Source organism: Collinsella sp. CLA-ER-H11, from assembly GCF_040092445.1.
Lineage (GTDB): Bacteria > Actinomycetota > Coriobacteriia > Coriobacteriales > Coriobacteriaceae > Collinsella.
Window position 1 is genome coordinate 13,902 of the sequence record NZ_JBBNLN010000012.1, and the last position, 23,038, is coordinate 36,939.

Annotated in this window: 20 protein-coding genes; 11 read left to right on the forward strand and 9 right to left on the reverse strand. The window is 59.4% G+C overall.

The window, feature by feature from the left end; genetic code table 11:
- Positions 1–81: 81 nt before the first annotated feature.
- The 3 genes from AAAX35_RS08145 to AAAX35_RS08155 all read left to right on the forward strand — a co-directional run bounded on the left by AAAX35_RS08145 (position 82) and on the right by AAAX35_RS08155 (position 3,996).
- Complete coding sequence (locus AAAX35_RS08145; protein WP_195543973.1) at positions 82–1,470, forward strand: aspartate kinase; 1,389 nt, start codon at positions 82–84, stop codon at positions 1,468–1,470.
- Between the two features lie 173 nt (positions 1,471–1,643).
- Positions 1,644–2,669, forward strand: a complete 1,026-nt coding sequence (locus AAAX35_RS08150; protein ID WP_195543974.1) for an aspartate-semialdehyde dehydrogenase — start codon at positions 1,644–1,646, stop codon at positions 2,667–2,669.
- 748 nt (positions 2,670–3,417) lie between these two features.
- A complete protein-coding gene (locus AAAX35_RS08155) occupies positions 3,418–3,996 on the forward strand; it encodes a methylated-DNA--[protein]-cysteine S-methyltransferase (protein ID WP_324252552.1) in 579 nt (192 codons plus the stop codon).
- 311 nt (positions 3,997–4,307) lie between these two features.
- Here AAAX35_RS08155 and AAAX35_RS08160 read toward each other — a convergent pair whose 3' ends face one another.
- Positions 4,308–4,946 carry a GyrI-like domain-containing protein gene (locus tag AAAX35_RS08160; RefSeq protein ID WP_349117297.1) on the reverse strand — a complete coding sequence of 213 codons (639 nt, stop codon included), beginning with the start codon at positions 4,944–4,946 and terminating at the stop codon, positions 4,308–4,310.
- Positions 4,947–5,217: 271 nt separating this feature from the next.
- On the opposite strand from AAAX35_RS08160, the gene AAAX35_RS08165 reads away from it, so the two are divergent.
- Both AAAX35_RS08165 and AAAX35_RS08170 read left to right on the forward strand, forming a co-directional pair.
- Positions 5,218–5,919: an ABC transporter ATP-binding protein gene (locus tag AAAX35_RS08165; protein WP_195543976.1), complete on the forward strand. Its 702-nt coding sequence runs from the start codon at positions 5,218–5,220 to the stop codon at positions 5,917–5,919.
- A 5-nt stretch (positions 5,920–5,924) separates the two neighbouring features.
- Complete coding sequence (locus tag AAAX35_RS08170; RefSeq protein ID WP_229090600.1) at positions 5,925–8,690, forward strand: FtsX-like permease family protein; 2,766 nt, start codon at positions 5,925–5,927, stop codon at positions 8,688–8,690.
- 116 nt (positions 8,691–8,806) lie between these two features.
- Here the strand turns inward: AAAX35_RS08170 and AAAX35_RS08175 are convergent, their stop codons facing one another.
- The 4 genes from AAAX35_RS08175 to AAAX35_RS08190 all read right to left on the reverse strand — a co-directional run bounded on the left by AAAX35_RS08175 (position 8,807) and on the right by AAAX35_RS08190 (position 13,200).
- On the reverse strand, positions 8,807–9,127 hold the full coding sequence (locus tag AAAX35_RS08175; RefSeq protein ID WP_195543977.1) for a multidrug transporter: 321 nt from the start codon (positions 9,125–9,127) through the stop codon (positions 8,807–8,809).
- Positions 9,128–9,691: 564 nt separating this feature from the next.
- On the reverse strand, positions 9,692–10,501 hold the full coding sequence (locus tag AAAX35_RS08180; RefSeq protein ID WP_195543978.1) for a helix-turn-helix transcriptional regulator: 810 nt from the start codon (positions 10,499–10,501) through the stop codon (positions 9,692–9,694).
- A 393-nt stretch (positions 10,502–10,894) separates the two neighbouring features.
- On the reverse strand, positions 10,895–11,974 hold the full coding sequence (locus AAAX35_RS08185) for an ATP-dependent 6-phosphofructokinase (RefSeq protein WP_195520690.1): 1,080 nt from the start codon (positions 11,972–11,974) through the stop codon (positions 10,895–10,897).
- A 140-nt stretch (positions 11,975–12,114) separates the two neighbouring features.
- Entirely contained in the window at positions 12,115–13,200 is a 1,086-nt protein-coding gene (locus tag AAAX35_RS08190) for a carcinine hydrolase/isopenicillin-N N-acyltransferase family protein (RefSeq protein ID WP_349117298.1), read from the reverse strand.
- Between the two features lie 161 nt (positions 13,201–13,361).
- Between AAAX35_RS08190 and AAAX35_RS08195 the strand changes: the two genes are divergently transcribed.
- The 3 genes from AAAX35_RS08195 (at position 13,362) to AAAX35_RS08205 (ending at position 15,827) form a co-directional block, all read left to right on the forward strand.
- Positions 13,362–14,747 (forward strand): M18 family aminopeptidase, encoded by a 1,386-nt coding sequence (locus tag AAAX35_RS08195; RefSeq protein ID WP_349117299.1) that lies wholly within the window; start codon positions 13,362–13,364, stop codon positions 14,745–14,747.
- A gap of 215 nt (positions 14,748–14,962) precedes the next feature.
- Positions 14,963–15,343 (forward strand): hypothetical protein, encoded by a 381-nt coding sequence (locus AAAX35_RS08200; protein ID WP_349117300.1) that lies wholly within the window; start codon positions 14,963–14,965, stop codon positions 15,341–15,343.
- Positions 15,336–15,827, forward strand: a complete 492-nt coding sequence (locus AAAX35_RS08205) for a PIN domain-containing protein (protein ID WP_349117301.1) — start codon at positions 15,336–15,338, stop codon at positions 15,825–15,827. The genes AAAX35_RS08200 and AAAX35_RS08205 overlap by 8 nt, the downstream gene beginning before the upstream one ends.
- On the opposite strand, the gene AAAX35_RS08210 is transcribed toward AAAX35_RS08205, so the two are convergent.
- From AAAX35_RS08210 to AAAX35_RS08220, 3 genes are all read right to left on the reverse strand, one after another.
- Positions 15,824–16,759, reverse strand: a complete 936-nt coding sequence (locus tag AAAX35_RS08210) for a D-2-hydroxyacid dehydrogenase (protein ID WP_349117302.1) — start codon at positions 16,757–16,759, stop codon at positions 15,824–15,826. The two genes, AAAX35_RS08205 and AAAX35_RS08210, sit on opposite strands and share 4 nt — an antisense overlap.
- Before the next feature lie 133 nt (positions 16,760–16,892).
- The gene (map, locus tag AAAX35_RS08215; protein ID WP_161115072.1) at positions 16,893–17,780 is read right to left on the reverse strand and encodes a type I methionyl aminopeptidase; all 888 of its coding nucleotides are present in this window, start codon (positions 17,778–17,780) and stop codon (positions 16,893–16,895) included.
- Positions 17,781–17,835: 55 nt separating this feature from the next.
- A complete protein-coding gene (locus tag AAAX35_RS08220; protein ID WP_217108382.1) occupies positions 17,836–18,612 on the reverse strand; it encodes a radical SAM protein in 777 nt (258 codons plus the stop codon).
- Positions 18,613–18,837: 225 nt separating this feature from the next.
- On the opposite strand from AAAX35_RS08220, the gene AAAX35_RS08225 reads away from it, so the two are divergent.
- From AAAX35_RS08225 to AAAX35_RS08235, 3 genes are all read left to right on the forward strand, one after another.
- Positions 18,838–19,635, forward strand: a complete 798-nt coding sequence (locus AAAX35_RS08225) for an alpha/beta hydrolase (protein ID WP_349117303.1) — start codon at positions 18,838–18,840, stop codon at positions 19,633–19,635.
- Positions 19,636–19,846: 211 nt separating this feature from the next.
- Positions 19,847–21,727 (forward strand): HD domain-containing phosphohydrolase, encoded by a 1,881-nt coding sequence (locus AAAX35_RS08230; protein WP_349117304.1) that lies wholly within the window; start codon positions 19,847–19,849, stop codon positions 21,725–21,727.
- Positions 21,728–21,750: 23 nt separating this feature from the next.
- Positions 21,751–22,107: an Hpt domain-containing protein gene (locus AAAX35_RS08235; RefSeq protein ID WP_195240810.1), complete on the forward strand. Its 357-nt coding sequence runs from the start codon at positions 21,751–21,753 to the stop codon at positions 22,105–22,107.
- Positions 22,108–22,212: 105 nt separating this feature from the next.
- On the opposite strand, the gene AAAX35_RS08240 is transcribed toward AAAX35_RS08235, so the two are convergent.
- Entirely contained in the window at positions 22,213–23,022 is an 810-nt protein-coding gene (locus tag AAAX35_RS08240) for a gamma-glutamyl-gamma-aminobutyrate hydrolase family protein (protein WP_195240808.1), read from the reverse strand.
- Between the last annotated feature and the right edge of the window lie 16 nt (positions 23,023–23,038).

Consider the following 23,038-nt stretch of genomic DNA (forward strand, 5'->3'; position numbering starts at 1 on the left):
TTGGTCCCAATCGGTGAACCCATGGTATCAGAGCGCGCAAAACAGGTTTGCAGAGGCTTTTAGAAAGGTAACCTCCACGCCATGATAAAAATTGCCAAGTTTGGCGGCTCGTCGGTCGCCGACGCTGAACACTTCAAGAAGATCAAGGCCATCGTCGATGCCGACCCTGCCCGCCGTTTTGTGGTGGTTTCTGCCTGCGGTCGTCGCTTTAAGGGCGACACCAAGGTGACCGACCTGCTCTACCTGGTTAACGCGCACGTTAAGTATCACGTGTCGTGTGAGGAGCTGCTCGAGGACATTGGTCAGCGCTATTTTGATATCGCTGACGAGTTGGAGCTCACCTATCCCATCCGTAAGGAGTTCGCGGCCTTTGCCGAGCGCGCCCGCTCGGGCGGCTACTCCACCGAGGAGCTCGTGAGCCGCGGCGAGTACTTCACCGCTCGCCTGATGGCCGAATACCTGGGTCTGCCGTTCCTGGACGCTGCGACGGTTGTGGCATTCCATCACGACGGTACGCTCAGCATGAACCGTACCTCCGAGCTGGTGCAGGAGTACGGCCAGCAGGGCGGCTTTGTTATGCCCGGTTTCTACGGCGCGACGCGTGAGGGTCAGATCAAGCTGCTCGATCGTGGCGGCGGCGATATCTCGGGCTCGATCCTGGCCAAGTGCCTGGGTGCCGACCTGTACGAGAACTGGACCGACGTCTCGGGTTTCTATTCTGCCGATCCGCGTATTGTTCCCGAGGCTCAGCCCATTGCGCGCGTTACCTACGAGGAGCTGCGCGAGCTTTCGTACATGGGCGCAAGTGTCCTGCACGAGGAGGCCGTGTTCCCCGTGCGCGAGGCGGGTATTCCGCTGGTCATCAAGAACACCAATGCGCCGCAGGATCCTGGCACCATCATTAGCGAGACGGCTGACGAGGGTGAGGCCGAGCCCATCATTACCGGCGTGACCGGCAAGCGCGGCTTTGTCGCCATCAACGTTGCCCGCGACCGCACCAAGCCCCGCGTTGGCTTTATGCGCCGTGCACTTTCGGTGTTCGAACGCTATGACGTTTCCGTCGAGCACATGCCCACCGGTGTCGACCGCTTTGGCGCTGTGGTGCAGGAGCAGGATGTGCACGACTCGCTGTACTCGCTTGTGGGCGACATTCAGCAGGAGGTCGAGCCGCTCGAGATCGAGGTTGTCGAGGGCTTGGCGCTCATCGCGACCGTCGGTCGTAACCTGCGCGGCCGTGCGGGTATCTCGGGGCATCTGTTTGGCATGCTCGGCCAGGCCGGCGTGAGCGTGCGCATGATTTCGCAGAGCTGCGACGAGATCAACATCATTATCGGTGTCGAGGAGAAAGACTTCGACCTGGCGATTCGGACCATTTACCGTGCCTTCTCCGATGAGAACGGCATTGTGAAGGTCTCCGATTTGGAGGCTCCCACGCCGGTCGATCCCACCCTGGCCGCGCTCAAAAAGTAGCGACTGCTCGGTATATTTTTGGGACAAGTGCCAAAAATCTAGCACGGGGCGTTTCGTTTCGGTTTCGTTTCGACGGGGCGGGTTTCGTGTCCGCCCCGTTCTTGTATACACTGGCAACAACAATCGGCCTGCTCGGCGTGCAGGCAAAAGCCATAACCTTTAAAGGGGGAAGCATGAAACAGTACACGGTTGCTATTTTGGGCGCGACGGGAGCCGTGGGCACCCAGATGCTCGAGTGCTTAAACGAGCAGGAGTTTCCGGTTGGCAAGCTCAAGCTGCTGGCGAGCGCTCGTTCTGCGGGCAAAACCGTCGAGTTCCGCGGCGAGCAGATCGTGATCGAAGAGGCTTGCCCCGAGGCCTTTGAGGGCTGTGACATTGTGCTTGGAGCCGCCGGCGACGACATTGCGAAGGAGCTACTGCCCGAGGCCGTCAAGCGCGGCGCCGTCGTGGTCGACAACAGCCATGCCTTCCGTATGGATCCCGAGGTACCGCTGGTCGTGCCCGAGATCAATGCCGACGACATCAAGTGGCACCACGGCCTGATCGCCAACCCCAACTGCGCGACCATTATCGGCCTGGTTCCCACCTGGCCGCTGCATCAGCTCGCCGGCGTGAAGCGCATGATCGTCTCGACGTACCAGGCGGCTTCGGGTGCTGGCGCTCCCGGTATGGCCGAGCTCGAGGCTCAGCTGGCCGCTCTGGGCCGTGGCGAGGAGATTCCCGAGCCGCGCGCATTTGCCGCCCAGCTCGCGAGTAACCTGATTCCGCAGATTGGCGGCGTCAAGGAGGAGGGCTTTACCTCCGAGGAGATGAAGCTGCAAAACGAGGGCCGCAAGATCATGCACCTGCCCGAGCTGCGCGTGAACTGCACCTGCGTGCGCGTGCCCGTGCTGCGCTCGCACTCTGAGAGCATTACGCTCGAGTTTGAGCGCGACATTACGGTTGACGAGGCCCGTGCTGCGCTGGCCGCCGCTCCGGGCGTGAAGCTGGTTGACGACATGAGCGCCGAGGATGCGCACGATCGCTTCCCCATGCCGATGGATACGTCCGACCAGGACCTGATTTGGGTCGGTCGTGTGCGCCGCGATATCTCGAACCCCGAGGCCGCGCGTGGCATCACCTTCTGGTGCTGCGGCGATCAAATCCGTAAGGGCGCGGCAACCAACGCCGTCCAGATTGCTAAGCTGCTCTGCGAGTAGTGTGACCTGTCCGGCGGGGGCCGGGCTTAGTTTTCAGAACGTCCTCGACCATGTGTGGCGCCTTGTCCTGCTCCTTCGGAGCCGCGGACAAGGCGCCACACTGGTCTGCGGAGTGTTCTGAAAACTAAGCCCGGCCCCCGCCTTCGGTGACGCTGCTGCAAGCGACCTGCGATGGGGCCGTTGTTGGTTGGGGCCGCTGGGCTGATATGGGGGCACGTGGCCGTTGCAGGCCCTGGTCCCGGCGGCGGCCTCGGCGCTTTGCGCCTGCCGCCTTTGGGGACTGCGGAGCGCGGTCGGCAGCTGCGGCGCTGTCGCGCCTGCTGCCTGGGGTGACTGCGGGGCCGTGACGGCAGCTGCGGCGCGCTGCGCCTGCCGCCTGAGGTGACTTTGGGGTTGGGGTGAATCGGGGTCTAATACTTTTCCCGAGAAGTGAACGACCTTATTTTGACCCCTGAAGCATTGGCATATTTTGACCGCTATTTCCTGCGGTTTTGCTGTGCGAATCCTGCGGTTTTGCGGTCTAAAGGTGTGGATGCTCCGGGGCTTCGTTTTTACTCGTTCACTTCTCGGGAAAAGTATTAGAGCTCAGCTGGTAGAGGTACCGCTTTGGCGTCGAGCCCCCGCGTCATCTTCGCTTGATTGGGGAAAGCGGTCTCGCTTAAACAATTACGAGCCTGCCCGGGCGTATCAGGCAGGTTGTCTGCACAATTCGCGGTATCATGGTGCGGAGTTTTGAAAGGAGCCGCTGGTGGTCACGACGACGTTTGCTTCGCCTTTGGGCGAGATTCTGCTTGCCGCTGATGGCCGCGGTTTGACAGGGCTTTGGTTTGAGGGGCAGGAGCATTTTGGCTCTACGCTGCTCAAAGAAGATGCGGAGCACGTTGAAGGCGCCGACGCGGTTTCCGGTATTGGTGGCATGTTGTCGGCGAATCCGGCAAATGGTGCGGCCTCTTCGGTGCTTGAGCGTTCCTGGGCTTGGCTGAATGCTTATTTTGCAGGGCAGGAGCCTCGGTTTACGCCGCCGTTGCATATGATCGGTACGGCGTTTCAGCGCGAGGTTTGGTTTGAGCTGCTTTCTATTCCGCGTGGTGAGGTCGCTACGTATGGTGAGATCGCCCAGCGTGTCGCCGCCCGACATCGTGTACCGGGAAACGAGGCGCCCGTTGTGTCTCCCCGTGCTGTGGGGGCTGCGGTCGCGCGTAATCCCATTTCGATTATCGTGCCGTGCCATCGCGTGGTGGCAGCCGACGGATCGCTCAACGGATATGCCGGCGGGCTTGACCGCAAGGAGTGGCTGCTGCGGCTTGAGGGCGCGTACGAGGAGTAACGCTTGAACACTTTGCCTGTAGTAGCCGACTTCGACCAAAGCTCGCTCGAGTTCGCTTTGATCAGAGCGCTTAAGACCCTTGTTAGCTGTCAATAGTACTATCTGTTCGTTGATGGATATCCACGACTTCTGGTATTTCATTTAAGCCTCTTGATATAAAAAGAGCTGGAGTTGCGCATCGTTGAGAGGCTTTCCAGCTTTAGAGACATAAAATTATAAGATACGATGACCTGCGTCAAGGAAGCTGCCAGATGACCTTGGAGCGGCTGATTGCCTGGCCTAAAACCTGATGCGCGGGACGGCGCCCCACGCTATTCAGCGCGCTTGATAGGATGACGAACCACAGTCTTAAGTTTCTCCGGTGCACATTTGCGTGGATCGGAGAGATAGATTTCGTGATGTAAACGGGAGTCTGAGAAGTCGGGGACATAGCCCTGCTCGGTCATGTATTCATGCATAGCGTTTACAGTCGCCGGTTCGTTGTCGTAGGGCCCGGTGTGCATGCATTGAACGCAGAGACCCTCGTCAACTTTAAGCAGCTCAACGGCGGAAAAGTCCAGTTTCTTCTTGGTCGTGGCTTCCGCGACTGCCCAGTCAAAGTCATCTTGGGTGACGAAATCGGGCAGGCGGATGCACGAGGTAAAGTTGAAATCGTCCTTGCGTACATAGTCGATGTCGCCGCTCGGGGAGTCTTGCCACCAGAAACCCTCGAGCGGCGGTACCACAAAGTCGAAATAGCCCTCGATACTCCTTGAGCCTTTCTTCGACATCTTGACGGTATAGGCGATGCCGTAAAGCAACGGCAGGGCGTTTTGATACTCGCCACCTTCGGTATTTGGGTCACCCTTTCCGCGAACGGCTACGTAGTTCATAGGCGGGACAGTTACGATACTCGGCTTGCTTGCAGGTCTGTAGAGCTCCTTGCATTCCTTCTTAAAGTCGAACGCCATGTTGGCCGCCTTTCTGCGTATTGGCCTGCTTAGATAGCTGAATCATATCATAGAAACGAACAGCTGTTCGAATGAGTTGGCTGACAGATTGAGATGCGTGCGTTGTGTTTGGCGGTCGGCCTGACCCCGTCGATGATTTCTCTGCCTCCCCGGCGCCTCATCTATAGCTGCCGTTTCCCCATATAAAACCTGCCAAAATAAACCTGTCCCTTTTTGGTCGGTGCGAAATGGGTAATACTAAAGAGTTATCCGACCAGATGGGAATTAATCGATGGCCTATATCGAATTCAAAGACGTCATCAAAGCATACGGCGAGGGCGACGCCCGTATTCACGCGCTCGACGGTGCGAGTTTTACGGTCGAGCGCGGTGAGCTCGCCATCATTCTGGGCGCTTCGGGTGCCGGCAAGACCACGGCGCTCAACATTCTGGGCGGCATGGATACGGCGACCTCCGGCACCGTGACGGTGGACGGGCGCGACGTGAGCTCTGCTAACGAGGCACAGCTCGTGGAATACCGCCGCGCCGATGTCGGCTTTGTCTTCCAGTTCTACAATCTGGTCCCCAACCTGACGGCGCTCGAAAACGTCGAGCTCGCGGCGCAAATTTGCCCCGATTCGCTCGATGCCGAACAGACGCTTCGCCAGGTTGGCCTGGGCGAGCGCCTGGGCAACTTTCCGGCACAGCTTTCGGGCGGCGAGCAGCAGCGCGTGTCCATCGCCCGCGCACTGGCAAAGAACCCCAAGCTGCTTCTGTGCGACGAGCCCACGGGCGCGCTCGACTACAAAACCGGCAAGCAGATATTGAAGCTGCTGCAGGATACCTGCCGCAAGCAGGGCATTACGGTCATCATCATCACGCACAACTCCGCGCTCGCGCCCATGGCCGATCGCCTGATCCGCTTTAAGAGTGGTCGTGTGGAGAGCGAGACGGTCCAGCAAAATCCCGTGCCTATCGAGACGATCGAGTGGTAGCGCCCATGGACCAGGACCGCCAAAACAGCCAAAACCACGATACGGAGCACGTGAGTCGGGACCGGGAGTTCGCGACCTACCGTACCGCCCAAAGCTCAAACGATATGGTGCCGACGGTATTTCGCCGTGGCATCTACCGCACAATCCGCGGCAGTCTTAAGCGCTTCTTGTCCATCGTGGTCATCACCGCGCTCGGCGTGAGTGTGATGTGCGGCCTTAAGGCGGGCTGCGAGGATTTGTGCGATTCGGTCGACGCCTATTTTGACCAGCAGAATGTCTATGACATTAACGTGCAGTCGACCTGTGGCCTTACGCGCGACGATCTCGCGGCTATCCAAGAGATCGACGGGGTCGAGACGGCCGAGGGTATCTACACCGAGACCGCCTACACCGCCGTGGGCACAACGCGCGAGCGCGTGGTCGTGCAAAGTCTCTCCAAGGAGAACATCGATCAGCCAGTGCTCGTGAACGGCGATTTGCCCGAGAGCGCCGATGAGGTGGCGGTAACTTCGAAGTTCCTGAAGGCTTCGGGCAAAAAGCTCGGCGATACCGTGAGTTTTGCCGCCAATGACGCGAGCTCGTCCAACCAAAGTGCCAAGGATCAGTTTGCCGCGGGCGATTACACCATTACGGCCGAGGTCCTCGACCCCACTGATGTGAGCTCCGACTCGACAGTCAACGCCTTCCGTGCCGCTTCGGCTGCGGACTATAAGTTCTATGTGAGCGAGGATGCCGCGACATCATCGTCCTACTCCGCGGTCCACGTGATCGTCGAGGGAGCCAAGAGCCTCAACTCCTACTCGGATGCCTACACGGCAAAGATCAATGAGGTCAAGGGCAATATCGAGAAGATCCGCGAGGAGCGTGAAAAGGCGCGCGTCCAGGAGCTGACGGTTGACACGCCGGCAAGCTTGGATGCGGCTGAGCGCCAGGCCGCCATGCTCTTTGGGATTGAGCAGGATAGCATCAACCGCATGGCCGAGGGCAGCGAGGAGCGCGTCCAAGCTCAGGCCGAGTTGGACCAGCGCCGCGCCGCCGCCGATCAGCAATTCGCCGATGCCCGCGCCGAGCTTTCCAATCTGGGTGAATGCACTTGGTACATTCAGGACCGCGGTAACATCGCAAGCTACTCGAGCGTCGAGAGCGACAGTTCTTCGATCGAGGCCATCGCCACGGTGTTCCCGTTTATCTTCTTTATCGTCGCCGTGCTCATCAGCCTCACCACCGCCACGCGCATGGTCGAGGAGGAGCGCACGCTTATTGGCCTGTACAAGGCGCTTGGCTATTCACGCGAGCGCATCCTGTCCAAATACGTGGACTATGCGCTGTGGGCATGTCTGATCGGCGGCGTGCTCGGCAACATCATCGGCTTTGTGGGCCTGCCACTGTTCTTGTTTACGGTGTTCGACGACATGTACTCGCTGCCCCAGATGCTGCTTTCGTACGATATCGTGTCTTCGCTCGTGTCGGTGGCGCTGTTTGCCGTGGGCGTGGTGGGCGCTACGATTATCGCCTGCCGCCACGAGATGGCCGAGACCCCAGCCTCGCTCATGCGTCCCAAGGCCCCGCGCGCCGGCTCGCGCATTCTGCTCGAGCATATCGGCTTTATCTGGCGCCGCATGGGCTTCTTAAACAAGGTCGCTGCACGCAACCTATTCCGCTACAAAAAGCGCGCCTTTATGACCATCTTCGGTATCGCGGGCTGTACGGCGCTTGTGATCTGCGGTATGGGCATCCGCGATACGTCGGTGGCGCTTTCGCCCAAGCAGTACGGGCATATCACGCGCTACGACCTGCTGGCGGTCGCCAATCCCGACGATTTTTCACAGACGTGCGCGGCATTGGATGGGCGCAGCGCGTCCAATGATTCCAACGTGACCGTGACTTCGACGCTGCCGATTATGACCGACAACGTCACCTTTACATTTGGCGGCAAGAGCGAGACTGTGCAGCTGATCGTGGTGCCCGATGACCGCACGAGTGACTTGGGCGATTACGTGCGTCTGGAGGATGAGTCCAAAGAACCGCTGCCTTTGCGTGACGGAGACGTGTATCTGAGCAAAAGTTCACAGCTGGTGCTGGGGATTCAGCCGGGCGATACGGCTCACGTCCAGGATTCGTCGCTCAATGTTGCCAAGGTCAAAGTCAGCGACATTTCGCTTAACTATCTGGGCAACACGCTTTACATGACGCAGGGCACCTATGAGCGCACGTTCGGCCGAAGCGCGCGTCTTAACGGCATCTTTGCACTGCTCAAGGGTTCGTCGGCCGACCAGATTGCGTTTAGCAAGAATCTTAAGAGTGACGGTTGGCTTACGATTTCGAGTACGGCCGAGCATTGGGAAAACTATGAGGCGAACTTTACGATTATCAATTCGGTCGTGGTGCTCGTGACCTTTATGGCGGCGTGCCTGTCGTTTGTGGTGGTGTTTACGCTGTCCAACACGAATATCTCCGAGCGCGAGCGCGAGCTGGCGACCATTAAGGTGTTGGGCTTCCGTCGCGGTGAGGTGCACCATTACGTCAACAAGGAGACGTTGATCCTCACGGCGATCGGCGCTGCGCTGGGCGTTCCACTGGGTGGTGCGTTGGCCGAGAGCTTTACGTACATCCTGCAGATGCCGTCGCTGTACTTTGACGTCGAGGTCGAGCCGCTAAGCTACGTGCTCGCCGTGGTGCTTTCCTTTGGCTTTACGTTTATCGTCAACCTCGCTACCAATCGTACCCTCAACAAGATTGACATGGTCGGTGCCCTCAAGAGCGCCGAGTAATCCGCCAAAAAGGGACAGGTTTATTTTGGCTGGTTTTATCTGGGCAAACGCCGGACAACCATTAGGTGGTCCGGCGTTTGCCCCGTTTTGCTGGGGATATTTGTCGCTCAGTGCCCTTACTGGCCAATCCAGTGCTGCGCATAGCTCTTAATGTCCTCGGTAAAACCGTCAAGGTCGTCAAGGGTAATCACGCTGTCGATAAGCAAATTGGCTATCTCGCGGTGCATTGTGCTGCGGCGAATGTCGTTTGCAATTACGCCTGAGGACAGCTTGTTTCTATTGAGGCTCTCTTCTAGTGCCCAAAATCTACTGGACGCTTCGCTGTCGCCATTCAGTATCTCAACGTACTGGCCGATGAGCTTTTCCATATAACGTTCTTGCCATTGAGGAAGCATTTTCTTAAACAGCTTCCAGTCGCTTTCGGCTACGTCGCGCATATGTCCTCCGCTCGTCAAACGGGCTTTTCATTTGCCTTTCATTCTATTTGGTTTTCGCTCGCAAGCGTGGATGAGAGGCTCTCTTTAGCCTTCGAGATAGGGCTTGAATGGGTCGTATGCCACAAAATGGGCCTATCTACTATGTTTAATTGGATACCCTCAACCATGCCGGGAAAACAAAAAACAAAACCGCAGGTAGAAGGCCTGTCGATTTTCGAAAAAGGCGGTCATGGTTGGCCCCTTCGAGTTAAACGTAGTAGATGGGCCCTTTTCGTGGCGGACCATCAAACGAACGCCGACGCTTGTGCTGTAGCCGCTCCGATCATTCGTAAGTTGCGGTGGAATAGTTCCTAAACTCGACTACTCAAGGCTAAAACCGGAACTATATCACCGCAACTTAGGAGGGATGGGCGGGGGAGTACTAGTTGGGTGTTGCTGGCGGGTTAGGGCGGTTTAGGCCTGTTTGCGATGCTTCCATTGTTTACGGCACCAACGCATGAGTGCTTTTACGACCGGGATGGTGATGAGGATTACCCAGGCGGGATGGGGTTGCCCCAGGCAGAGTCACATGTAGAGGAACCATGCCTCGGCACTGACTGAATAGACGACATCGATCAGCTTAGATAAGTGGCGTTGGTCGATAAAGTCGCCAAGCGCGTAATAGACGGGAATCAAAAAGACGAGGAAGAGTCCCGTAGCCCATGTGCCGGAGACAATGCCGAGCACCAGATAGGCGAGGGCGACAAGCGCGGGGAAGGGGAATTTGTTCCATGTACGTCCGACCTTGGTGTGGAAATGCTTGCCATGATGGTCGAGCTTGTCGTGTGCTTCCTTCCAGCTGGAAAACGTCTCGCCGTCGATGGTGACGGTGCCGTCGTCATTGGTATGCACGCTATGCCCATCGTCCTCAAGCGTATCGATATGCAATCCGCCCGGCCCCACATGGACCTCTTCACCCTTGCGCTTGTTAGCCACATGGATACCACTCCAGCCAACATGAACCTCTTTGCCCTTGTTGGGATCAATAACGTGGATGCCGCGCGCGAGGGAAATATCGACAAGTGGTTTGTCGCCGCAATCGGCGTTCTCGGCAGAATCCTCGGCCTCGCCAGCCACATCCGCTGTCTCGGTGCCGGCGCTACCGTCCTCCAGGTCGTCGGCATTGTTGGCCGCCTCCCCATACAACAGCTCATCCAGCGACACGCCATACAGCGCGGCGAGCGCAATAAGGTTATCGGTATCGGGCGAGCATTCGCTGCGCTCCCATTTACTGACAGCCTGACGACTCACACCCAGCTGGGCGGCAAGCGCCTCCTGAGAAAGCCCGGCAGCCTTGCGGCGATCAACGAGCCGCTGCGCCATCGCAAGATCCATGACAGTTCCTTTCATGTGGTGACCGTAATCGAATGAGCCGAGTATGCCGAGAACAACCGGTAGCGACCACCATTTCCAGTTAGAATCTGCCCCAACCCTACCGCAACTACCGGTAGCAACCCCTAACGACCAGCCATTTCAGGACAAATGTCAGTGCAGGTAGCAGCCAAGAGCCTGCAACATCCCAAAATCTCAGCCCACGCACTTGCAGCAAGAAGACGAATAGCCACGGCCTCCTTAGTTACCGCAGGAGGCCCCAGGGCTTACCTCCCAAATCTTTCCGCAGGACGGAAGGACCCCGCGGCGCGAAGCGCACGGCGGGGTCCTGACATGTCCGAGGACGATTTGGGAGGTAAGCCCTGGGGCCTCCGATGAGAGCAGTTCCAGCCGAGGCTATTCGTCGCCGAAGCTGATGCCCAACGCCTTGGCCTCGCGCACCAGGTCGCTCTGGGGATCGACATACTTGAGCTTGCCGGCGACCTCCTCGAGCGGCATGTGGCACATCTTGCCGTCGCGCAGGGCGATCATGTAGCCAAACTCGCCGCGTAGGCAGCCAAGTGCCGCCTCGACGCCGCACTGGGTCGCAAAGATGCGGTCCTGAGCGTCGGGTTGGCCGCCGCGTTGCGTGTGGCCGGGGATGGCGACGCGGGTCTCGCGACCAGTCTTGGCTTCGATCTCCTTGGCGATGTCGTAGACAATCGAGGGGCTCGTACGCTCGGCGAGCTTCTTCTTGTACTCCTTCTTGGACAGCGCCGCGTCCTCCTTGGAGATAGCGCCCTCGGCGACGGCTACAATCGTAAAGCGGCTGCCGGTCTCCATGCGATGCTCGATGGTCTTGATGACGTTATCCATGTCGTAGGGGATCTCGGGGATCAGGATGACGTCCGCACCGCCTGCGACGCCGGCGTACAGCGGGATCCAGCCAACCTTGTGGCCCATGATCTCGATGACAAACACGCGGCCGTGGCTCGACGCAGTGGTGTGGATGTCGTCGATGCACTTGGTGGCGACGTCGATGGCGCTTGTAAAGCCAAACGTCAGCTCGGTGCCCCAGGTGTCGTTATCGATGGTCTTGGGCAGGGCGATAACGTTGAGGCCCTCTTCGCGCAGGCGGTTGGCGGTCTTGGTGGAGCCGTTACCGCCCAGCATAAACAGGCAGTCGAGCTGCAGCTTATGATAGGTGTGGACCATTGCGGGTACCTTCTCGATGCCATCGGCCTCGGGAATATCCAGACGCTTGAACGGCGTGCGGCTCGTGCCCAGGATGGTGCCGCCGCGGGTGAGGATGCCGCTAAAATCGGCGGGCGACATGACGCGGAACCTGCTGTAGATAAGGCCCTGGTAGCCGTCCTCAAAACCATAGATCTCGATAGGTTCTTCGCTATTGGTCATAAGCGTTTTGACGATGCCGCGCATGGTGGCGTTGAGCGCCTGACAGTCGCCGCCACTGGTAAGAAGACCGATCCTGAGCATGATGAATCCTTCCGGGCAAGTTATAACATGCGCATAAGTTTACCCCCGCACACTGTTGATACGGGGGTAAAACGTGTTAGCTCAAGCGTATAGAAATGTAAGCAACGTCAGGCGAGCGTAAGGTCGACGGGCCTGGGTCCTTACAGTGCGAAGGCGTCGACGTCGCCCCAGTGGCGGCGCAGCGTAATGGCGGCGGCGGGTTCGGTATTGTCAAAGACGACCGACCATTGCGTATTGCTGGTGATGTCTTCCGGATTGGGCTCTTGCGCTGCGGCACGCAGGGCTTCCCAGACAATCGTTTCGTCCTGGGCACCGACATGGGTATCAAGGACATCGGCGATTGCAACGGCGCGCTCTTTACCATGGCCCAGCTCGCCATTCTTTTGGTTGGGCAGCACTTCGTCGCCATAGCAGGCGTAGAAGTTCGTAACCTGGCGTACAGGAGTCGCTTTGAAAGCGCGGTCCGGATCGCGCTGGTCCCACTCTACTACGCGCGCGTCACCGGCGGCGTCGTTGATAAAGAAGTGGTAATCGCGTCCTGCCATGGCGTGCATGTCGTAGGCGGAAAGCAGGTCGACTGCCTCTTGCGTGGTAGCCGCGCGGTCGAGCACCAGACGGATGGCGAGCGAAGTGTTGATGACGGGCCGTTGCGTGTCCTGGTCACAGGGCTGGGAATCCAGGGTGAGTACGGCAATGGACACGCCGCATTCGTTAACACCGTCGAGCTGGGCAAACGGGCCCATCAACGCCGCGGCGCGTCCGGTGACGGAGTCAAGCGGAGTGTTGGCGCCCAGGTTATTGAGGGCGGCAAAGCCGATGGAGGCATAGCCGCCGCGTGGGTGATTGCGCACCAGCAGCGCCGAGGTGTCGTCTTTAAAGTCGTAATTGCGACCGGTGCGCACGCGGCCTTCGGCATCTACGGCGACAAAAGCGCTGCAGGCAAACTGGGGCGCCTGGACATGTACCGGCACACCGGGCAGCACCTGCGCCACCACGGCATCGATGTAGGCCTGGTCGTCGCGCACGCCAGCGGCGATGATGCGATCAAGATCGTAGTCGTAGGCGATGTCGATTGCGTACAGGTCATAGCCATCCGCGTAGCCGGTCAAGCGTCTGAGCGACGCGGCGGACTTGATTTGCTTGCGGTAAACGATGCCGGCGGCAGCGGCAAAGCCGACGGCGACTCCCGCGCCACCGCAGGCGATGGCAATGTTACGTGGCTTCATGACGGTTCCTCTCGTCCTGTTAGCGCAATTGTCGCAAAAGGGGCGCGGGCATGATGGCTCAACTTGGTGAGCGGTGCGGAATTAAGCACGGAATGAAGAGTGCGGCGCTGGCGTGGCGGGGTATGCTGGAGGGGACCATCAACCCAGCGAAAGGGGAGAGCATGACGGATCAGGAAACGCCCGAGCGCGCGCACGTGACGGCCGACGATATCGAGGCCGCCAACGACCTTATCGACTTTATCGAGGCATGCCCCAGCATGTTTCATACGGCGGCGACCATTATGGCCGAGCTCGACGAGGCGGGCTTTACCTACCTGCCCGAGAATGCGGCGTGGGACATCGAGCCGGGCGGGCGTTATTACACGCAGCGCAACACCTCGAGCGTTGTTGCCTTTAAGGTGGGCGAGGACCTGGCCGCGACGTGGGGCGAGGACGGCGTTGCCGGCGACTACCATTTTCAGCTGACGGCGTCGCACAGCGACTCGCCGACGTTTAAGGTTAAGGCCGTGCCCGAGCTCGACGGCGCGGGCGAGACGCTGCGCCTGAACACCGAGGCCTACGGCGGCATGATCGACTACACCTGGTTCGACCGTCCGCTGGCACTCGCGGGCCGCGTGCTGGTACGCGAGGGCGACCGTATCGAGAGTCGTTTGCTCGCTACCGAGCGCGAAGTCGCCATCATCCCGAGCCTTGCCATCCACATGAACCGTGGCGTTAACGAGAGCTTTGCTCCCAACCGAGCTGTTGACCTGTGTCCGCTCATCAGCGCCGGTGACCTTAAGCAGGGCGACTTTGACGCCCTGATCGCCGACGAGCTGGATGTTGAGCCCGAGCAAATTTTGGGCCGCGATCTGTTTCTGGTCAACCGCCAGGATGCGCGCATTTGGGGCTGGGCCGACGAGTTTATCTCGACGCCCAAGCTCGACGACCTGGCCTGCGCCTACACCTCGCTGCAGGCATTTTTGGGTGCCGAGAATGCGCACGACGTTTCGGTCTTTTGCTGCTTTGATAACGAGGAGGTTGGCTCCGAGACCAAGCAGGGCGCCATGTCGACGTTCTTGGCCGATGCACTGCGCCGCATTAACGGCTCGCTGGGCTTTGACGACGAATCGTACCACCGTGCGCTTGCTGCCTCGATGCTCGTGAGCTGCGACAATGCACATGCCGTGCACCCCAACCACGCCGAGAAGTGCGATGCCCGCAACCAGGTGGTGCTCAACGGTGGCATCGTCATCAAGGAGGCAGCCAACCAGCACTATTGCACCGATGCCTTTAGCCGCGCGGTGTTCCAAGCCATTTGCGATGACGCCGACGTGCCCACGCAGGCCTTCGCCAACAAGAGCGATATGGCTGGCGGTTCTACGCTGGGCAATCTGTCGAACATGCAGGCGAGCATGCATGCCGTGGACGTGGGCCTGCCGCAGCTTGCCATGCACTCGAGCTACGAGACCGGCGGCGTGCGCGACGTGATGTACGCCATCCGCGCCCTCACCGCCTTCTACGAGCGAAACCTAACCATCAACGACGCCGAAAGCGTGGAGCTCTAAACCTGCCAAAAAGGGACAGGTTTATTTTGGCAGGTTTTATCTGGGCAAATGCAAAGGATGAAACCGACCTAGATCGGTGGTACGTGGCCGCTGAGGTGCAGTGCACCTCGGCGGCTTTTTGTGCACAGAGTGCGGCTAATGCTAATAAATGCTATACGTGCTTTACGTATCTACCATAGAGTCTTATGATGATTTTAAAGTATTAAGGAGGGGTCATGACCACAACAGCCGCTCAGATCAACGTACGTCTCGATGCCGATCTTAAAAGGAGTGGGGACGCCGCTCTCTCCAGGGCCGGTATGACGCCGAGCCAGGCGGTGCGAGCGCTCTGGCGGCTTGCAGCGTCGCTGGCCGATCGCCCCGGTGCGCTCGAGGATATCCTGCTGCCTAGTCGTGCCCGGGCGGAACAGCGCGAGCGCGAAAAGGCCGCCAAACGTAAGCTCGAGCTCATGGATCAGGGGTCGAAGCTGTTCGCTGCCGCTTGCCGTGAGTCGGGAATCGATATGGTCAAGGCTCAGCCCTCGGGCGATGAAGAACTCAAACGGAACGCCTACGCGGATCGCTACGGCGAGGAGATGAGCTGGCTCTGTGAGTGAGAATCCAAAGCGCATCTTGGTTGACACCAACGTGTGGCTCGATTACTTCATTCCCCAGCGACGCGGTCGTTCGGCGGCGATTGAGTTTCTACGTGATGCATGCGCGGCTCAAGTTGATTTGCTGTATGCGGCGACATCGTCCAAAGACCTGTTCTATTTGATTTCGAGCGAACATAAGGCGTGGTATCGGCGCGAGCATGGCTCGCTATCCCAAGATGACGCCGTGGCGGCGACATCACTTGCATGGGATTGCCTCGACGTGTTGTCGCAACTTGCCACGCCGGTACCCTGCGACCTGAGTGACATATGGATGGCGAGCAAGCAGCGTAAGCTCCATAGCGATTACGAAGACGATTTAATCATTGCGGCAGCAATGCGCGCAAAGGCAGACCTTCTGGTCACCAACGATGCCAAACTCTGTTCACACGCACCCGTCGCAGCAATGAGTGTAGTAGACGCAAGAAACTACCTGACGTCCTTCTAGTGTTCGATCCAACAACGTAAAGTTTCGCCTGCCTGCAGGTGACGCAGATTCTCCGCGGCAATGTCGACCACATTGTTGAGCGTAGCCTCCAAGTGGAACCAACCGGAGACGTGCGGCGTAATGAGCATGTTAGGCGCATCCCACAGTGGGCTTGTCTCAGGCAGCGGCTCGGGGTCGGTGACGTCGACCGCGGCGCCGGCGAGATGACCCGACTCCAGGGCGGCAACCAAGTCGTCGGCGACCACAAGGTCGCCGCGGCCGCCGTTGGCAAAGAAGGCGCCCGGTTTCATCGCAGCGAAGAACTCGGCGTTCGCCAAGCCGCGGGTCTCGGGCGTGCTGGGCATAAAGGATGCGACGATGTCAGCCTCGGCCAGACGCTCGGGCAGGGCGTCCATGCTGTCCATGTCCTCAAACACAATGGGGTAGACGAGCGGATGGCGCTTGATGCCGCGGACGTGCGCACCCATGTTGCGGCAGAGCGTGGCGAAGTGGCCACCGATATCGCCCGCGCCCAGCACCAGCACATTGGCGTTTTTGAGCGAGGTGACCGGCCCCAAATCCTCCCAGCGATGCTCGCGCTGCAGGTCCTGGTAGCCGGGCAGGCGCTTCATCATAGACAGCACCATGGCAAACATGTGCTCGCTCACGGCCTGGCCGTAGGCGCCGATTGAGCAAGACAGCTTGGCTTCAGCCGGCACGGTGCCGGCGGCGAGATAGTCGTCATAGCCGGCGGTCTGCAGTTGCAGCAGCTGGAGGCGCTCGCATGCGGTCAGCAGGGAAGGGTCTATGTTGCCCAGGATCACGTCGGCATTGGCGACCTGTTCACGCGTGATGGTGTCGGAGCTCGTGTAGATAAAGTCCTCGCCCGGAGCGCTCGACTCAAGAATTGCGCGATGGCGGTCGTTGACGGGCAGCAAAACCAGGATGTTCACAAGCAGTCCTTTCCGCTCGACCTGCCAAAAAGGGACAGGTTTATTTTGGCAGGTTGTATCAGGCAAAACGTTATAAAAACGCCGGGCTACGCGATGGTTAACATATCCATCGCGTAGCCCGGCGCATCCACAGCTACCAGCTCAGCAGCTCGTAACCATCCTCGGTCACCACGAGCTGTACCTCGCACTGGGCCGAATCGCTGCCGTCCTTGGTGCGCACGCACCAGCCGTCACCCTTGCTGATCTTGATGTCGGGCGCTCCGGCGTTGACCATGGGCTCGATGGTAAAGACCATGCCCGGAGCCATGATGGTGTCCACATCGGGCGCCTCGGTGGTAAAGCCCACAAACGGGTCCTCGTGGAACTCCTTACCGATACCGTGTCCGCCGTACTCGCGCACCACGCTAAAGCCGGCGTCCTCGACCGTCTTTTGCACGGCCTCGGCCATCACGGACAGCGGTAGCCATGGCTTGACGGCCGCCAGACCCGCCTCCACGCTGGCGCGGGTGACGTCGACCAGGCGCTGGCGCTCGGCCGAGACCTCGCCGATGCAGAACATACGGCTCGAATCACTAAAGTAACCGTCCAGGATCGTGGAGCAGTCCACGTTGATGATGTCGCCCTCGTGCAGCACATCCGCATCGCAGGGGATACCGTGGCAGACGACGTCGTTGATCGAGGTGCACACGCTCTTGGGATAGCCCTCGTAGTTAAGATCGGCCGGCGTGCCGCCGTGCTCGACGGTGTAGTCGTAGATCATCTGGTCGATCTGGTTGGTGGTCATGCCCGCGGCGATGTGTTCGCCTACGTAATCGAGCACACCCACGTTGATGGCGGCCGAGCGCTTGATGCCCTCGATATCGGCGGGCGTCTTGTAGAGCGTGCGGGGCAGAACCTCCCAGCCCTCTTCCCACAAGCGCTCGAGGCGCTCATCAAAGGCGCTATGGCATTTCTTATATTTTTTGCCGCTGCCGCACCAGCAGACGTCGTTGCGGCCGGGCACGGGTCCATTGTCAAACATGGCTAACTTCCTTTCATTCGCAGCTAGTATAGCCCACTCACAGGGCAGCTGCGCGCTAGTAGCTCACCTGGCAGGGAATGCCGAGGGCGCGCACGCGCGCGGCGATGGCGTCGAGGGCCTCGGGCGCTGCTTTGGCAAGGCCGGCGACCGGCGTCTCGCGAGCCACCGTGTAGATGGTCGCTTCTTGTGGGCGAATGCGCTCAAGTGCCGCGAGCCAGGGGGCAACGTACTCCTCGCCGGTGTTGTCGATGGGCTTGCCCAGATACTCACCGGTCAAAAAGATCGTCTGGATAATAACGTGACCGTCAAAGCTTGCGAACGTCTCAATCTGGTGCTCGACGTCGTAGGGGCCAACAGGCTGGTCGAGCAGCTGGATAAATGCCGGATCGACCGTATCGAGCTTGAGGATGTTGTCGTCGACCATCATGAGCGCATCGTGCACCTCGGGGCGGTCGGCGCGCGTACCGTTGGAGAGCACGGCGATTTTGGAGTTTGGGGCCAGCTGATCGCGCAGCGCGACGGCGCCGGCAATCGCCTGGGGAAACTCCGGTGCGGCGGTGGGCTCGCCGTTTCCTGCGAAGGTGATCACATCGGGGAGCTCGCCCTCGGCTGCCATCTCGCGCAGCTTTGCCTCGAGCGCGTCGAGTACCACGGCAGCTGTGTTGTACGGCTCATGGCAGGGGCGCTCGGCGTTGAGGCCGTTTTCGCAGTAAATGCAGTCGAACGTGCAGATTTTGCCGCTGGCCGGCATCATGTTGACGCCGAGCGAGAGACCAAGGCGACGGCTGCGAACGGGCCCAAAGATGGGGCTGGCATTCAAAAACGTAGACATAGGCATATGCTCCTCAAGACAATTGTGCCTAAGCATAGCATCGGCTCCAAAGCAAGGTGCGGGCTCTTGCTTTACAAGTTTCGTTTTTTCACGTCGCCCATTATGCCGCGCCATGAAAAGCCTCGGGTCGGGTAAAGTTAATCTGTTAACAAGGTGTAAGGCAATGTGGGTCCATCCAACCGCGCTGACGTGCAACTGGATGAGCATTGATGATGGGGGCACAACATGAATTTTACGGTCGAGAATGCGGGCACCACGATTGCCTGTCGCGAATATGCCGGCCCAGATGTGTCGCCTGATGCTCCTGCCTTGGTGTGCGTGCACGGCGCTTGTGTCGACGGCACATTTTTCGACGATATCGCTTGTGAGTTCAGCCGCAACTACCGCGTAATTGCCTACGACCGCCGCGGCTGCGGTGGCAGCAGCGATGCGGCAGACGGCAGCTATGATCTTGCCGCTCAGGCCGCCGACCTGCAAGCCGTGATCGAACACGTTGGCGCTCCGACAAATGTGCTTGCGCATAGCGCCGGTACGTTGGTGGCGCTGGAGCTTCTTCGCGCCGAACCCCATCTCGTCGCCCGTGCGATTCTGCATGAGCCGGCTGTGTCGGCCGAAGGCGTCGGCATGGGCGCAGCTCCGGTTTTGCTCGATATGATTGCGGCTGGAAAGGTTTCAAGGGCGCTCCGGCTTTTCTTGGGAGCCCTCGGCGACTTGGACCCCGAAGCTCCCGGGACGACCGAAGCGGAAGCCAAACATGCCCTGCGCAATGGTCGTTGCTTTATGGCTAATGAATACGGAACAAATATGACATATGCTCCCGACTGGGAGCGCGTCCGCGCGTCAAAGGCGGTGTCGGCCGTGTTTTTGGGCGAGCTTTCGGTCGATACACCCCGCGAGGCTGGCACGCGAGCGGCTGCCGAATATCTCGATTGCCCCCTTGTGACGATCCCGGGCGCGCATAACGGTCTGCGCGATCGCCCCGTTACGGCGGCAAACGCCGTTCGCGATGTCTTGGAGCGTTAGCACGCTCGATGACCTGCGGGGAGAGGGGCTGTTAGCGTTTCGTCATTGTTAACGAATGCGCCCATAACCGCGCGCCCGCGGCTCCATTACCGCCGTTTGCCAGGTCATAAAAATGTAACGATAATCGCGCGTTTGCCTTCAGCTGTTAGATGCTACCCTTGTACCAATTGATATGCACCGTTGCCGTGCGTAACGATAGGAAGGGCCCCATATGCTCAATAATCACGAGGTCAATCTAACCGACGAGGAGGCTGCCGCCGAGGTCGCCCGCGTCGCGAAGACCTACCCCGTGGTGCGTTTGTTGTCGGCCGATCAGATTAAGAGCGAGCCTAACTGCTTGCTCGCCGGCGATCGCTGCCCTTGTCTGCGTCAGTCGAGTCTTGAGGCCTTGGCAGGTTCCGATGATGTATCGGAGCAGCTGCTCAATGATGGTACCGAGTACCGCGCTCGCCTGCGCCCTCTGAAGGTCGAGGGCGAGCCTCACGTCCTGCTGATGGTGCGTCCGATCGATGAGCAAGAGGCTGCAGAAGAGGACCTCGTCTACACCGACGTGCTGACGAGTGTGCGCAATCGCCGATATTACGAGGAAAAGCTCCGTAGCGCCCGCATGAATGCCGGCGTTGCGGTGATCGACCTTGATGATTTTAGGGTCTTCAACGATACGTGTGGCCGTCATGCCGGCGACCTTGCGCTCGGTGCTGTGGCGACAGCCATACGCAGCGGAATTCGTTCGACTGACGAGCTTGTACGCTATGGCTGCGACAAGTTTGTGGTCGTCATGCCCAATATTCCCTCCGATGACTTCACCCGTCGCCTGCATCAGGTGTCCGATGCCGTTCATGCCACGATTGTTCCGGGCCATGAGTACGTGAGCTTGACGGCATGTGTTGGCGGTGTTCGCATTCATGGCGAGACGGTCGATGAAGGAGTTGGCCGCGCTGTCCAGTTATTGAGCCGCGCTAAGGCAAAAGCCGGTACGGTCGTGACCGATGCCGATTCCATCGAAGCCTTCCAAAGCGAAAAGCCTTTGGTGCTTATTGTCGATGACTCCGAGATGAACCGAGCCATTCTCAACGAGATGCTCAAGGACGAGTATTGCATCCTCGAGGCCGACAACGGTCGTACGGCGCTCGACATGGTCGACCGCTATGGCGATGAGTTGTCGCTCGTGCTGCTGGATATTGTCATGCCGGGCATAAGCGGCTTTGAGGTGCTGGCCGATCTGTCGCGCCGATCGGGTATCGACAATCTGCCTTTCATCATGATTTCGAGCGAAGATTCCGATGATATGGTTCTGCGCGCGTACGAGCTGGGCGCCTCGGACTATATCAACCGCCCGTTTGACTCCCGTGTCGTGCGCCGGCGTGTAAGCAACACCATCCGCCTATACGCCAAACAGCGCCGCCTGACGAGTTTGCTGTCCCAGCAGTACAACGAGCGCGTCAAGAACAGTCGCATGCTCATCGACATCATGGCCGGCGTTATGGAGCTTCGCAATGGCGAGAGCGGCAGGCACGTTACGAACATCGAGAAGCTGACCGAGCTGCTGCTTGGCTGTCTGGTCCAGCGTAGCGGCACGATCTCCCTCGACAATGAGGAACGCTCTACGATTGCCCTGGCTTCGGCGCTGCACGATATCGGCAAGATGTCGATTGACGATGCAATTCTCAACAAACCCGGGCGCCTTACGCCCGAGGAGTTCGAGATTATGAAGACGCATACCACGATGGGCGCCGACATGTTGCTTGAGCTGGGCCGCCATCACGTCGGCAATGCGCTTATGGAATATGCGTACCAGATTGCGCGTTGGCATCACGAGCGCTGGGACGGCAAGGGCTATCCCGATGGCCTTAAGGGCAACCAGATTCCCATCGCCGCACAGGTGGTTTCGGTGGCCGACGTGTACGATGCGCTGACGAGTGTGCGTGTGTACAAGGATGCTATCCCGCACAAGGAGGCTATCCAGATGATCTTGGACGGTAAGTGCGGTGAGTTTAACCCGCTGTTGCTCGACTGCCTGCTCGAGGTGCAAGACCGTATTGCCGAGACGTTGGCACGCCCCGCCGACGTTGTCGCGTTTCCCACGATTTAGTTTGACCAAAGGAGTTTTAATCCATGATTTCCATGCGTGAGGCGTATGAGAAGATCGGCGCTAATTATGATGACGCGTGCGCTCGGCTGATGGGCGAGGAAATGCTTGCCCGCTTTGCCCTCAAGTTTTTGGATGACGAGAGCATGGACAAGCTGGAGGCCGCCATGGCGGCAGGAGACGCCGAAGGTGCGTTTATGGCAGCGCACACGCTCAAGGGCGTGAGCCAGAACCTGGGATTCGATAATCTGTACGAGCCGGCGGTCGTGGTGACCGAGGCGCTGCGCGGCGCCGATGCCGTTGACGACGCTCGCGAGGGAATGCATGCGCTGCAGCAGCAATATGCGGCTACGATGTCGGCTCTGCGCGAGGCGGGCGAGTAAGAGGTTGTGAGCCTTGGGCTGTGTGCCTGCCGCGTATGGGCAAAAGGGCGCCCCGCCGGACCATGTGGCCGGCGGGGCGCCCTTATCTGTTATGCGGTTCGCGAGCTAGCGAGCCTGCTTAACCTTTGCCGCTGCCTCGACAAACGACTTCCACAGGTTAAAGTCGGTCTCGAGTGTCTGCCAGGTGTACTCGGGATGCCATTGCACGCCCAAGCAGAACGGCTGGCCCTCGACCTCGATGCACTCGGGAACGCCATCGGTTGCCTTGGCGACCAAGCGCGTGCTCTTACCCAGACGATCGACGCAGCAGTGATGTGCCGAGTTGGTCTGGATCAGCCTGTGCCCGCCAACCGCGCGCTCCAGCAGCGAGCCCGGCATGACCTCGACAGGGTGCACGGGGTCGTTGAGCACGTGGGTGTGGCGCCACTGCGTGCGGCCCTCGCGCGCACCCAGGCTCGGCACGTCCATGCACAGGGTGCCGCCGGTGGCGACGTTGAGCAGCTGCGTGCCGCGGCAGGTGGTAAAGAGCGGCTTCTTGGCGCGGAGTACCTCGTCGACCAGCTTAAACTCAAAACTATCGCGGATCTCGCAGCAGAGGGTGGGGTCGTAGGGTCGATCATCGCCCCAGCGCTTGGGGTTGACGTCCGGGCCGCCGGGAATGGCGATGCCGTCGGCGATATCGACGTAATGACGGATAACCTCAATGTCCTCGGTGATGGACATCTGCAGCGGTAGGCCGCCGGCGGCAAGGATGGCATCGACAAAGACACTTGCGATTTCTTCGTTGGGGGAGAGCGTCTCGCTTAAAAACGGCTTTGCCTCTTCCCAGCGCGGTGCGACGAGGATGAGTGGGCGGTCGGCGGGGGCGACGTCGACGTGCGGGGTGTAGGACGATGAGGTGCGGGTTCCGATCATAGGTGTTGCTTTCGAA